Genomic DNA, 13,090 nt, shown 5'->3' with positions numbered 1-13,090 from the left:
TGCACGCAGCGCTTACGAAAGATCAAACGCCATTGCTGATTGACACGGATCGACTGAAACCCCGCCAGATTACCGCGCAGCTTCTCAAAGTGATTGCTCGGTGGAACGCGCAAGTCCTGATCGGTTACGGCGTCGTCAATCATCAGAAGCTTGCGAAACAAACGGCTTTCAATATCCGCCGGTATTTTCCGTGAGGATACATCATCAACAAAAAAAGCACGTAGCCATTCGTCCCGAAAGCTCACGATCATCCATCTACTCCAAGAAGTTTTTGTACCACCTGATGGTACAAAAATCAAGAAAGCCCTAGCTGAGATGGAACGATCGCCCGATCGCCGGACCGACTGATGCCTGCGTTGTCGCCGACAAGAGGGGGATGTAATTTAGCAAAAAATACGGGGGAAACCTCGAAGCTGTGTCAGGGCAAAACACTCCTCGAAATGTGCGCCCTTGCCACCTTAATTAAAAACACACCCGCGCTCTCACACGATAGCCGCATTTTCCCCGAAGACTGGCTTCAAACAATTTTTGGATTAACTTGTTAAGAAGAAATCCAGATTCAGGAAACTCCAAGACAGGCAGGTGAAAAATCATGTCCAAGAAACTGATCAACAACCCGCGCCATGTTGTACGCGAAATGCTCGAGGGTGTGGTGGATGGTTCGGACGAACTGGCATTGCTGGAGCAAGCAAACGTGGTTTTGCAAGCTGATCTGCCCGAGCCGGACAAACGCCCTGTTGCCATCATTTCGGGTGGGGGCAGCGGACACGAACCGGCCCATGCCGGATATGTTGGCAAGGGCATGTTAACGGCGGCTGTGGCGGGCGATGTGTTTACATCCCCCTCGACGGATGCCGTGCTGCATGCCATTCGCGCCTGCGCCGGGCCTGCTGGCGCGGTTTTGGTGGTCAAGAATTATACCGGCGACCGGCTTAATTTCGGGCTGGCAGCTGAACTGGCCCAGACCGAGGGCATACCGGTTGAAATTGTCGTGGTGGCCGATGATGTGTCGTTGCATCAAACCGTGAGCGAAGATCGAAGGCGCGGCATCGCCGGGACGGTTTTGATCCATAAAATTGCCGGTGGTGCCGCCGCAGCGGGAAAATCGCTGGCAGAAATTGCCGATATTGCCCGTAAAGCCGCCGGTGACCTGGGGTCGATGGGGGTTGCCCTTGGGGCCTGCACCCTGCCCGGTGCCGATAAACCCGGTTTTACCCTGGCGGATGACGAGATTGAACTGGGCCTTGGCATTCACGGCGAAAAAGGGGTGGAGCGACGCAAAATCGGCACAGCCAACGAACTGGCTGAAACCATCCTGAAAACCATTATCAAAGACCGCAAAATTGGCAAAGGCGACAAAGTTGCCTTGCTGGTCAATGGCCTTGGCGGCACGTCGAGCATGGAACTGGCGATTATGACCCGCCACGCCATAGCCTGTTTGCGCGAGCAGAAAATGGATGTGCAGCGGGTCTGGACCGGCACGTTGTTAAGCGCGCTTGATATGCCGGGTTGTTCGCTATCGGTATTAAAACTCGACGATACCCGGACCCGCCTGCTTGACGACGCCACCACCGCACGGGCATGGCCGGGCAGCGGCACCATTGCCGCCAAGCGCCGTGAAGTCAAAGACCCTGCGGGCAGCAGCGATGACATTACCTATCCCGACCGGGGGCCACTGGCCGACAAGATCAAAAACACAGGCCGCGCCGTTGCCAAAAAGCTGAAAGCCGAAGAACCCCACCTGACTGATCTGGATACCAAAGCCGGTGACGGTGATTTGGGGGCCAGCCTGGAACGCGGGGCGGATGCCATTCTGGAATTACCGCACAAAGCATGGGCAACCCCGGCAACGGCCCTGATTGCCACGGGCAATGCGTTGCGCAAGGCAATTGCGGGCAGTTCCGGCCCGTTTTATGCCAATGCCCTGATCCGTGCCGGTCGCCATTTGCAAGACGTCGCATCGCCTGCGCCCGCGCAATGGGCCGAAGCCTTTGAAATTGCCGCCAACGCCATTGCCGAACTTGGCGGCGCAAAAGAAGGCGACCGGACAATGCTTGATGCATTGTTGCCCGCCGCCAAGGCCTTTAACGAGGCCGCTGCCAAAGATAAATCTGGAAAAGAAGCATGGCAAGCCGCCTGTGATGCGGCGCGTACGGGGGCGGATAAAACCGCCGAAATGTCCCCCGAACTGGGCCGGGCCAGTTATCTGGGTGATCGTGCTGTGGGCGTGCCCGACGGTGGCGCTGTTGCCGTGGCCATCTGGATGCAGGAAATTGCCGATAACCTGTAATGCCGCACCGCGTGTTACCGCCACATCAGGACATGTACGTTGCAAAACCCGAAACGCCAGCAGGTGTTTCAGACGGCTGACAAAACCCGATCAATTTGACGGGGTTTTGTCGGCCCTCCGGGAGCCCACGCATTTATGATGCCGTATCAGTAACTCAGGTCCAAACCGAGCATCCAGGCAAGCGCAAAGGTGAAGCCCCCTACGACCAGTGCCGCCAGTACGAAAAGCACTGCCATCTTGGCAGCCGAGCGCAGCATCGCGCGCCGGTCCCCCTTTTTCCCTTGATCGTAATGCCACTTAATGGCGAAGAACATGGCCACGCATAACGCGACAACCTTAAACGTACCAAAAACGATAGGGAACCAGTCCATATTCAAAGACTCTCATGTGCATCAGTTACGTGCGTTATGGTCTCATCGTTGGCACACGCATACTTTTTATTCTGCAACGCTGATATGTAACAGCCGGTAACGGGTTGCCAATCTGTATCGTTGGGTCCGGCAATGACCGCCTGGGGGCGGCTTGGCCAGCTTGCGCCAATACGGTTTTCACATGCATCAAATCCGCGGCGTTAAAAACATCGAATTTGCGTGACAAACGGCAAAATTCATCGGTTCATAAGGGCAGGAACGCCCAACAAAAAACGGACCCACCATGAAAATCGCAATTCTTGATGACTATCAAAATCTGGCCCGCGCATCTGCCGATTGGTCGCCGGTTGAAAACCGTGCCGAGATCACCGTGTTTCATGACACCCTTACCGATCTTGACGCCCTTGTGGCCCGGTTAAGCCCGTTTGATGTGTTATGCATCATGCGCGAACGCACCCCGCTGACCGCTGCGGTGCTTGCGCGCCTGCCCAATCTGAAACTGATTGTGACCACCGGCAAACGCAACGACGCCATTGATATGGAAGCAGCACAGCAGCATGGCATTGTGGTGTGCGGCACCGAATCCCCCTCCACCGCGACGCCGGAGCTGACCTTTGCCCTGATATTGGGGCTGGCACGCGGCCTTGTGCCGGAAAATGCATCGATGCGGCGCGGCGGTTGGCAAACCGGGTTGGGGCAGGATTTGGCGGGGTCTACCCTTGGCATCATTGGTTTGGGCCGATTAGGTGGTAAAGTTGCGCAAATTGCCAAGGCGTTTGATATGAACATCATGGCGTGGTCGGAAAACCTGACGGCGGCGCGATGTGCTGAACTGGGTGTGCAAAAAGCCAGCAAGGATGCGCTTTTGGCAAAAAGCGATTTCATCACCATTCATCAACGCCTGTCTGATCGCACCGTTAATCTGATCGCGCAGCCTGATTTTGCAAAAATGAAATCATCCGCCTTTTTAATCAACACCTCGCGCGGGCCAATTGTGAATGTTGATGACCTGCTGAATGCGGTTAATACCAGCGCCATCGCCGGGGCCGGTATTGACGTTTACGACGCTGAACCTCTGCCCGGCGATCATCCCTTGCGCAGGTCCGACAAATTGTTGCTGACCCCGCATCTGGGCTATGTCACGCGTAAAACCTGGCAGGTGTTTTATGGACAAACGGTTGAAGCGGTTCTGGCCTGGATGGACGATGCGCCGATCCGGGTTATTACCTAGAAATACATAAAAATAACGTTTTATATCAAATCGCTGGCAATGCGTTCTCCGTTCAAGAACAGGGGGCACGCCAAACGCGCATAGCCGGCTTGTCTGGTGATTGTTATGGTCCGCGCCGTCAAACGGTAGCCGCAATTGTTCCGCGCGGTATCGGCATTCTGTTTGTGCCTGTTGCCTGACCGCCGCCCGGTCAGCCGTCAACGCCAAACATTGAAACCGGCCCCGCAGCGATAGCATCGGGCCGCCGAATGACAATTTGATATGCTGCCTTTACTGGCGCACGCCGATAAACAGGCAGAAGGTCGATCCCACCCCGACCTTCTGCCTGTTTCTTTTTTCAGCTAAAATCATCCCAATATCATATGCATAAGCAACGGGTGTTTTTCATAAAAAACAATCCACCCGAAACAGCTTCATCTGCCCTGTTTGGGTGTAAAAACCGGCCATGTCTGCTGCTTCCCGTTCCTGCACCATCACGGATCACATCCCGTAAAACACACCACACTTAGAATTTTCTTATACCGATTATCATACATTCTATTAGCGATCCGCCCCCAAATCGGGCACACCAGAGACACAAACCAACGAAAAAATGGCAGCAAACAAGCTGCAATATCGGGAAGTCTCCTGTCGTGGAATTGACGGCATATTTTCATTCCCCGCATTGCACTTAAAAATAGCTGCCATATGGAAACGAAAAACTTATGCCTGAACGCCCGTAATGGTCGCAGGTATCGGTTGCCAATCAGGAACAAGGTAATGACCGAATTCGCCGTTACAGGCATGATTTTTTCGGCGCCTGCGGTCGCGCCCCGATTTTTGCCCCATACACCGCTTTTGCCTGCCCCCCGCCCCGCCCGCCGGGTTAGCGCGAAAAACCGGAGCCATTCATGAGCAGCATTATGGATGCCTTTGCCGTTATCTTCAGTTTTTCCGGCCTTGCCTGCCTGGTTATCGGCACCGCCGTTGGCGTGGTGGTGGGTGCATTGCCGGGGTTGGGCCCGTCCATCGGCATTACCCTGCTGATCCCCTTTACCTATAACATGCCGCCTGAACTTAGCATGTTGTTGCTGGTCGCCCTTTATATGGCGGCGGAATATGGCGGATCGGTCAGTGCGATTTTGCTGTCCACACCGGGCACGGCGGCAGCGGCGGCAACCGCAATAGACGGATACGCGATGACCCGCCAGGGCCGTGCGAACGAGGCATTGGCCATTTCGCTGAATGCCTCCTGTGTGGGGGGGCTCATCGGGGCCTTTGCCCTGTTGTTACTGGCAAAACCGCTGGCATCGGTCGCGCTTGAGTTTGGCCCGGCGGCCTATTTTTCGGTCGGCCTGTTTGGCCTCACCTCGGTGGCATCGCTTTCCAGCGGGTCGCTGGTCAAGGGGTTACTGGCCGGGGCCTTTGGCCTTGCCATTGCCACCATCGGCATTGATCCCATTTCGGGTGTGCCGCGCTTTACCTTTGGCGTGCCCGAACTGTTTGAAGGCATTCCCTTCCTGACGGCGTTGATCGGCCTGTTTGCCGTGTCCGAAGCGTTTAGTCTGGCCGAAGGTGGCAAAACCGAAACCCATAGCATTACACCCCGGGTTCGTTTTGCCCTGCTGTCCCTGACACAGTGGCGCAAACTGGGCAGCACCATTGTTTCCGGCTCCGTGATCGGCACGCTTTTGGGTATTCTACCTGGCGTAGGCGGCAATATAGCCTGCTGGGTTTCCTACGATTTTTCCCGTCGCCGGTCCAAAAACCCCGACGACTTTGGCAAGGGCGAACCTGCCGGTGTGGCCGCCCCGGAATCGGCCAATAACGCCACCGTTGGCGGCGCGATGATCCCGCTGATGGCCCTTGGCGTGCCGGGGTCACCGACCACGGCGGTTCTGGTGGGGGCGCTTATCTTGCACGGCTTGCGCCCCGGCCCGGAACTGTTTGCCAGTGAACCTGTACTGGTCAACACGGTTTTGTGGGGGCTGGCAATGACATCGATCGTGCTGTTTTTTGTCGGTTCCTTGCTGTTGCCGGTATGGGGCTGGGTTTTGCGCCTTTCCAATTCGGTTATTGCGGTGGGCATTGGCTGCATGGCGATGCTGGGTGCGTTTGCCCTGCGCAACCTGATGTTCGATGTCTATATGACGCTGGCCTTTGGCGTTCTGGGTTACATCCTGAAAAAATTCAAAATTCCGATGGCCCCGATCATTCTGTCGATGGTGCTGGGATATCTGATCGAAACCAATTACCGCACCGCGCTTATTACCTCGCACGGAGATTACGCCATCTTCGTCACATCCCCGCTTAGCCTGCTGTTCCTTGTGCTAAGCGTGCTGAGCTTGCTGCTGCCGATCTGGGGCAAGCTGAAATCGCGTCGCTAAAACGCGACCAACCAATCGACCTAAAACAAAAATCCCGGGAGGAAGAAAATGTCTTCGAAATTGTCAAAAATCATCTCCACCGCCGTCTTTGGTGCCTTGCTTGGCACCGCTGGCGTGTCGCACGCCGCTAATTTCCCCGAACACCGGGTGAACCTGGTGGTTTGGGCCGGTGCGGGCGGTGCCCTTGATACCTATGGCCGTGAATTGTCCAAATTGCTTGATGAACAGGCGGGCTGGCAAACCAAGGTTGTCAACCGCCCGGGCGGCAGTGGCTCTGTCGGCATGTCCTATGTGCTAAACCAGCCCGCCGATGGCTATAACATTCTGGTTCACACCAGCACGCTCACATTCAGCATCGCGCGCAACCTGATGCCCTACAAGCTCGACGATCTGCGCTTTGTCCGCGCCATGCAGGGCGAGCCTTCGGCACTGGCTGTGCGCAAGGATGCCGATTTGCAGTCGGCACAGGATTTTGTCGATGCAATGAAAAAAGACCCCGAAGGCCTTCGCGTAGGCGGCTATGGCACCGGCGGATTTCACCAGTATATGCTGTATCAGTTCATGACCGCCAAAGACTTCAAGGCAGGCTGGATTCCCTATGACGCATCGGGCAAGGTTGCCCTTGCCCTGATGGGCGATCATTTGGACGCCGCCATGATGACGCCGTCGAGCGGCCTGTCACAGGTTGAAAGTGGCGATATCCGCCTTCTGGGTATTTCGACCCAGGAACGCTCCAGCTATTTCCCCGATGTTCCGACCTTCAAGGAACAGGGCATTGACCTTGACGACATGGTCTGGCGCGGTGTTTCGGTCAAGGCAGGCACACCTGATGATGTTGTTGCCAGCATTCAGGCGGCCCTGGACAAGGTTCAGGCCAGTGACGAATGGAAAACCTTTATGAAAGAACAAAAGCAGGAAGACCTGTCGATCAAGGATGGTGATTTCCAGTCGATGGCGGAAAAGCAGCTTAAAACCCAGTCGGAATTCCTCAAGGAAGCCGGTTTCCAGAAATAACTGTTATGTTCTGCGCTGCGGCCTTCGGGCCGCAGCCAACACTGGTACGGACCATGACCCGATTTTATGAACCTCTTCTGGCCGCTGTTTTTTTGGCCTTTAACGCGGCCTATCTTTATCTGGCGCTGGCCTTGCCGCAAAGCCCCCTGCCCGATGACGTCGGACCGGCACAATTGCCTGTTGCCATTGCCCTTTTCGGGCTGGTGCTGGCCGTTTTGTATGTGCTGCAATCGTGGCGCAAACAACCGGGCACCAAAGGACCAATCCCGATAAAGCTGGTGGCGTTCATTGCTCTGGTCGTGCTGGCTTCTATCGTATCGCCGCTGATCGGCATGGCCCTGACCCTGTCGCTGTTTGCGGCCCTCGGTGTAGTGCTGCTTGATGGCATACCGGCCTGGCGCGCCGCCCTTGTTACCGGGGCCTGCATGTTTTTGATCGGCTTTGTCGGATTTAGCTGGCTGCTGGATCTGCCCCTGCCCTGAGCGCGAAAAACCGCCCGTCCACCCGATATTCCTGACCTTAAAACAGATATTGCCAAAGTCCGGGGTCGGTATCGCTTATTCCCCGTATCCCTTTGCGCATAAAGGACACGCTACCATGACAATCAAACAACAGGCCGTTGCCTTTTTGGGATTTGGCGAAGCCGCAATGGCTTTCATCAAAGGCTGGGAAACCAACCGCCCCGCCACCCTCAAGGCGTTTGATATCAAAACAAACGACCCCGATGTTGCCATTCGCGATGGCAAAAATGCCGATTACCAAAAATTGAATGTTCTGGGTGCTGTGAGTGACGCCGTCGCCATGGCCGATACAGATGCCGTGTTTTCGCTGGTCACCGCCGATCAGGCCGCCCTTGTGGCCAAAAATGCCGCCGGGTCTTTCCCCAAGGGTGCGTTTTTCTTTGATTGCAATTCCTGCGCGCCGGGCACCAAACGCCGCAATGCCGAAATCATCGAGGCGGTTGGCGGACGTTATGTCGATGTTGCGGTCATGGCACCGGTTTACCCGAAGCTGCACAAAACGCCGCTTTTGCTTTCAGGCCCCCATGCCGAAGCGGGCCTTGCCTATCTTGCGGCCCTTGATATGGCACCGGCCATTGTCGAGGGTGATATCGGGGCGGGATCGTCAATTAAAATGATCCGCTCGATCATGATGAAGGGCATGGAAGCCCTGTTTGCCGAATGTGTTTTGGCCGGTCGCAAGGCTGGCGTTGAAGAAGCCGTTCTGGCATCGCTCGATAAAACCTATCCCGGTTTCGATTTTCCTGCCAAGGCTGGCTATATGCTGGAACGCGCCATGACCCACGGCATTCGCCGGGCGGCCGAAATGGAAGAAGTGGCTTTAACCGTGCATGAACTGGGCCTTGCCAATGAAATGGCAAAAGCCACCGTTCAATGGCAGCGCCGCATTGGCAACATGAAACTTAATGCCGGTGATCTGGAATATCAGGACCGCGCCGACATGATCCTGAAAGCCCTTGATGGCTGATTTAACCAACACACATAAATGGCAACCGAGCAAAGGGCAGCGATCTTATCGGCTGCCCTTTTTGGCTTTAGAGCATGTTTCCTTTAATAAGACCCATTCTGCCCGCGCATTCTGCTGCTCGACAAGGAGAAGTCCGCAGGGCGTAACGGAGTTACGGACAAGGATTTCGACGTAGCCGAGCAGAAGAATGGGCGGGCCCGTAGGGTTTAATTTTGACGGCATTTGGCGGCGTTACACCGCTTGCCAAACGGCACGTCAAAATCAAACAGAATGGGTCTTATTAAAGGAAATATGCTCTAATGCAGGTTTCACACTACCAGATCTCGTTCGCCCGGCGGCCAATATCGGTCAGGCGGGATAGAAAATCGCGCTGGATGGCGGTCGGCGACCAGCCCTTGCGCGTGGTAATGCCAATCGGGCGTTCCGTATCTGATAATGCCAGCGGCAGACGCCGTAACTCGCCATATTTTTCTTCCTGCGCAATCTGGTGGCGCGAAATAATGGTTAGCTGGTTGCTGGTCGATAATAACCGGCGGATCAACACCAGCGACCCGGTCACAATCACGCTTTGCGGACGTGGTCCGCCGTCAGGGAACATGGTTTCAAAATATTCCCGGGTTGGGGCACCGCGGCGCGGCACAATCCATGCGCAAGCGGCCAAATCGTTGAGTGTGATATTATCCTTGGTCATCAGCGGATGATTAACCCGTGCCACAATTGCCAGCGGGTCATCAAATAACCGTTCCTGCACCACGTCATCAACCGGTACCGGGTCGCGCAATGCGCCAATCAGAATATCAATATCGCCATGGCGCAAGGCAAACAGCAATTCGCGATACGGCCCGTCAATAATGCTGATCCGGGTATCGGGGGCCTGCCCCAACAGGTCATTAACAGCAGCCGGTAAAATGGCACTGCGCGCCAGCGGCATGCTGCCAATCGCCACACGTCCGCCGCGCCCACCCTTCCAGGCTTCAATTTCGTCATAAGCCTGATCAAGCTCCATCAAGGCCAGCTTGGTATTCATCACCAGAATTTCGGCCAGTTTGGTCAGCAAAATGCCGCTACTGGCTTTTTCAAATAACGGAACGGCACATAAATGTTCCAGATCACGGGCGGCACGATGCAACGATGGCTGTGAAATACCAATCGAACGTGCGGCCAAACTGAAATTTCCCGCTTCGGCAATGGCAACTAGGGCGCGCAACTGCACACTGGTCACCAAATGATGCAATTTTGCCGTTTGCCCATGCTGGCGGCGCGCACTGCGCATGATTTCCGCCATCCCCGTTGCCAGATAATGCTGCATCCGCCCCACCCGGTTGACAAACAAACGGCCAATGTCGGTGGCAAACACCCCTTCGGGGCGACGATCAAACAAAACACTGCCCAAAACCATCTCCAGCTTTGCCACCGCCTGTGTCACCGCTGGTTGCGACATGAATACTTCATTGGCCGCCGCACTGAAACTTCCGGTGCGCAAAACGGCCTCACAGGCCCGCAAATGCTTAAGGTTCGGGATCACACCATCCATAAATTCACTTTCACATTTATCGCATCGCAAACGAACTATAGAAAAAAATTATAGCGATTGTCACGGGTTCTATTTCCTCAAACCGGCAAACCCGCATAGTTTCAAGCACACAAAATCAAAGATCCGAAAGGGAGTTCGAAACGTGAGCGACACCAAGCCAACCGCACTGGTTATCAGTGCCCATTCCGCCGACTTTGTCTGGCGCTGCGGCGGTGCCATCGCCCTGCATGCTGCCAAGGGATACAATGTCAGCGTTGTTTGCCTGTCCTATGGCGAACGCGGGGAATCGGCCAAGCTGTGGAAAAACGACGGCTGCACGCTTGAGCATGTGAAAACCGAACGCAAACGCGAAGCGGAAAACGCCGCCAGGGCGCTGGGTGTGCATGACATCGAATTTATGGATCTGGGCGATTACCCACTCGAAGTGGGCCGCGATGCCAAATTTAAACTGGTTGATACCATCCGCAAGGTTCAGCCCAAATTCATGCTAAGCCACAGCTTTGTCGATAATTACAATACCGACCATTCCCTGGCGACCCGGGTTGCCATTGAATGCCGCATGATCGCACAGGCCTGGGGCCATAACCCCGGCGAAAAGGTTTTGGGCGCGCCGCAGCTTTACCTGTTTGAGCCTCACCAGACCGAACAGATGGAATGGAAACCCGACCTGTTTTTAGACATCACCGATGTCTGGGACAAAAAATGGGCTGCCATCCAGTGCATGGAAGGACAGGAGCACCTTTGGCATTATTATGAAAATGTCGCCGAAAACCGCGCCAACCATTTCCGGCGCAATTCTGGCGGACAGGCCGGGGGCCGGGCGGCAAAATACGCCGAAGGTTTCCAGTCGGTCTATCCGCGCACAGTGGATGAACTCTGATGGGTAAAGTTGTACAAAACATTGCCCGGACCGATCTGGTGATTGTGGACGGTTTGGGAAAATGCGGTGTTGCCACCGTTCATGAAGCACAGGGCAGAACCGGCCTTTTGCAGTCGCATATGCGCCCGATTTACCCCGGCGCGCGGGTTGCTGGCAACGCCGTAACCGTTTCCATCGCCCCGGCCGATAACTGGATGCTGCATGTTGCGGTCGAGCAATGCCAGGAAGGCGATATTCTGGTGGTTGCGCCGACATCGCCGTGTGATACCGGCTATTTCGGCGAATTGCTGGCAAGATCCTTGATGTTTCGCAAGGTCCGCGGCCTGATTATCGAAGCGGGCGTGCGCGACGTGCGCGATTTAACCGAAATTGACTTTCCGGTCTGGTCAAAGGCGGTTTCGGCACAGGGTACGGTCAAAGAAACCATAGGCTCGGTCAATGTGCCAATCAGCATTGCCGGGGCCATTGTCAATCCGGGCGACGTGATTGTTGCCGATGATGATGGTGTTTGTGTTGTTCCCCACGGAAACACAGCCGAAACACTGGAAAAATCATTGGCCCGCGAAGACAAGGAAGCCCGCACCCGTGCCCGCCTGATGAAGGGGGAACTCGGCCTTGATATTTACGACATGCGGGCAAAACTGGCCGCCAGGGGGCTCAAATATGTCTAGCGCCATTCGCTGCATGTGGATGCGCGGCGGCACATCGAAGGGCGGATATTTTCTGGCCGATGACCTGCCGGCCGATACGGCCGCACGCGATGATATTTTGCTGCGCGTCATGGGCTCGCCCGACCCGCGCCAGATTGACGGCATGGGCGGGGCCGACCCGCTAACATCCAAGGTCGCGGTTGTCAAAAAATCCACCCGGCCCGGTGTCGATGTTGATTATCTGTTTTTGCAGGTATTTGTCGATCAGGCCATCGTCACCGACAAACAAAATTGCGGCAACATGCTGGCCGGGGTGGGGCCCTTTGCCATCGAACGGGGCCTGGTTGCCGGGCAAAACGGCGAAACCGAAGTGGCCATTTATATGGAAAACACCGGCCAAACCGCGATTGCCACCGTGCAAACCCCGAACGGCCAACCCGATTACAGCGGCAGCGCCCGCATTGATGGAGTGCCGGGCACGGCGGCGGGCATTCCCCTGTTATTTGCCGACACTGCCGGGTCAAGCTGCGGGGCGTTACTGCCCACCGGCAATGCGATCGACATGATTGATGGCATTGCGGTCACCCTGATCGATAATGGCATGCCCTGCGTGGTTTTGGCGGCATCCGATCTGGGCGTTACCGGCCAGGAAACCCGGGCAGAACTTGAAGCCAACGAAACCCTGCGTGCGCGTCTGGAAAAAATCCGCCTTCTCGCCGGACCAATGATGAATTTGGGCGATGTGACCAAGGCATCGGTGCCTAAAATGTCGATGGTATCCCCCGCCACAAATGGTGGCACCCTTTCCACCCGTACCTTCATCCCGCACCGCTGCCATGCCTCGATCGGCGTTTTGGGCGCGGTCAGTGTCGCCACTGCCTGCCTGTTGCCCGACAGCCCGGCCAGCAAGGTCGCATCTATTAAACAGGGGAAACACCTGTCGCTGTCGGTGGAACATCCCACCGGACAAATGGGGGTTATTCTTAACCTTGATGATACCTGCGCAGTTACCCAGGCCGGAATTTTGCGAACGGCGCGCAAGCTGTTCGATGGAGATGTTTTTATCGATTAACACCAAACCTCATTGATCAAACCTGATCAATGAGGCCTCAGTCAGCGGGCGGGCTCATTGAGCCCTTGCCCAAGCCGCACGCACGACGCCGTCGCGCCTAACCAGCTTCCCATGAGTCTTCCTCATACAGAACAGGTATAACACCGCAGGCAAACAATGAAGTACAGCGCTTAAAGGTCCATCACCTGCCCCAC

Annotated in this window: 12 protein-coding genes; 9 read left to right on the top strand and 3 right to left on the bottom strand. The window is 55.7% G+C overall.

Annotated elements, in window-relative coordinates; all coding sequences use genetic code 11:
* The coding region (locus tag TMES_RS04365) for a type II toxin-antitoxin system RelE/ParE family toxin (protein WP_085579690.1) at nucleotides 1-251 on the bottom strand (251 nt) is incomplete at its 3' end.
* A gap of 341 nt (nucleotides 252-592) precedes the next feature.
* On the opposite strand from TMES_RS04365, the gene TMES_RS04360 reads away from it, so the two are divergent.
* Nucleotides 593-2,290 carry a dihydroxyacetone kinase family protein gene (locus TMES_RS04360; RefSeq protein ID WP_085579688.1) on the top strand — a complete coding sequence of 566 codons (1,698 nt, stop codon included), beginning with the start codon at nucleotides 593-595 and terminating at the stop codon, nucleotides 2,288-2,290.
* 146 nt (nucleotides 2,291-2,436) lie between these two features.
* On the opposite strand, the gene TMES_RS04355 is transcribed toward TMES_RS04360, so the two are convergent.
* A complete protein-coding gene (locus tag TMES_RS04355; protein ID WP_085579686.1) occupies nucleotides 2,437-2,661 on the bottom strand; it encodes a hypothetical protein in 225 nt (74 codons plus the stop codon).
* Nucleotides 2,662-2,944: 283 nt separating this feature from the next.
* Here TMES_RS04355 and TMES_RS04350 point away from each other — a divergent pair, with 283 nt between their 5' ends.
* The 5 genes from TMES_RS04350 (at nucleotide 2,945) to TMES_RS04330 (ending at nucleotide 8,760) form a co-directional block, all read left to right on the top strand.
* Nucleotides 2,945-3,892, top strand: a complete 948-nt coding sequence (locus TMES_RS04350) for a D-2-hydroxyacid dehydrogenase family protein (protein WP_085579684.1) — start codon at nucleotides 2,945-2,947, stop codon at nucleotides 3,890-3,892.
* Nucleotides 3,893-4,782: 890 nt separating this feature from the next.
* Complete coding sequence (locus TMES_RS04345) at nucleotides 4,783-6,258, top strand: tripartite tricarboxylate transporter permease (RefSeq protein WP_085579682.1); 1,476 nt, start codon at nucleotides 4,783-4,785, stop codon at nucleotides 6,256-6,258.
* A gap of 48 nt (nucleotides 6,259-6,306) precedes the next feature.
* Entirely contained in the window at nucleotides 6,307-7,272 is a 966-nt protein-coding gene (locus tag TMES_RS04340) for a Bug family tripartite tricarboxylate transporter substrate binding protein (protein WP_085579680.1), read from the top strand.
* Between the two features lie 53 nt (nucleotides 7,273-7,325).
* Nucleotides 7,326-7,754 (top strand): tripartite tricarboxylate transporter TctB family protein, encoded by a 429-nt coding sequence (locus tag TMES_RS04335; protein WP_158091189.1) that lies wholly within the window; start codon nucleotides 7,326-7,328, stop codon nucleotides 7,752-7,754.
* 115 nt (nucleotides 7,755-7,869) lie between these two features.
* Nucleotides 7,870-8,760: an NAD(P)-dependent oxidoreductase gene (locus TMES_RS04330; RefSeq protein WP_085579676.1), complete on the top strand. Its 891-nt coding sequence runs from the start codon at nucleotides 7,870-7,872 to the stop codon at nucleotides 8,758-8,760.
* A 313-nt stretch (nucleotides 8,761-9,073) separates the two neighbouring features.
* On the opposite strand, the gene TMES_RS04325 is transcribed toward TMES_RS04330, so the two are convergent.
* Complete coding sequence (locus TMES_RS04325) at nucleotides 9,074-10,294, bottom strand: LysR family transcriptional regulator (RefSeq protein WP_085579674.1); 1,221 nt, start codon at nucleotides 10,292-10,294, stop codon at nucleotides 9,074-9,076.
* A 142-nt stretch (nucleotides 10,295-10,436) separates the two neighbouring features.
* Between TMES_RS04325 and TMES_RS04320 the strand changes: the two genes are divergently transcribed.
* The 3 genes from TMES_RS04320 to TMES_RS04310 are packed head-to-tail and all read left to right on the top strand — an operon-like array spanning nucleotide 10,437 to nucleotide 12,896.
* The gene (locus TMES_RS04320; protein ID WP_085579672.1) at nucleotides 10,437-11,174 is read left to right on the top strand and encodes a PIG-L deacetylase family protein; all 738 of its coding nucleotides are present in this window, start codon (nucleotides 10,437-10,439) and stop codon (nucleotides 11,172-11,174) included.
* The gene (locus tag TMES_RS04315; protein WP_143589522.1) at nucleotides 11,174-11,845 is read left to right on the top strand and encodes a 4-carboxy-4-hydroxy-2-oxoadipate aldolase/oxaloacetate decarboxylase; all 672 of its coding nucleotides are present in this window, start codon (nucleotides 11,174-11,176) and stop codon (nucleotides 11,843-11,845) included. Before TMES_RS04320 ends, TMES_RS04315 begins: the two co-directional genes overlap by 1 nt.
* Nucleotides 11,838-12,896 (top strand): 4-oxalomesaconate tautomerase, encoded by a 1,059-nt coding sequence (locus TMES_RS04310; RefSeq protein ID WP_085579667.1) that lies wholly within the window; start codon nucleotides 11,838-11,840, stop codon nucleotides 12,894-12,896. Before TMES_RS04315 ends, TMES_RS04310 begins: the two co-directional genes overlap by 8 nt.
* Nucleotides 12,897-13,090: the final 194 nt, after the last annotated feature.

Source organism: Thalassospira mesophila (genome assembly GCF_002115755.1).
GTDB lineage: Bacteria > Pseudomonadota > Alphaproteobacteria > Rhodospirillales > Thalassospiraceae > Thalassospira > Thalassospira mesophila.
This window is presented reverse-complemented; position numbering and strand designations above follow the sequence as displayed.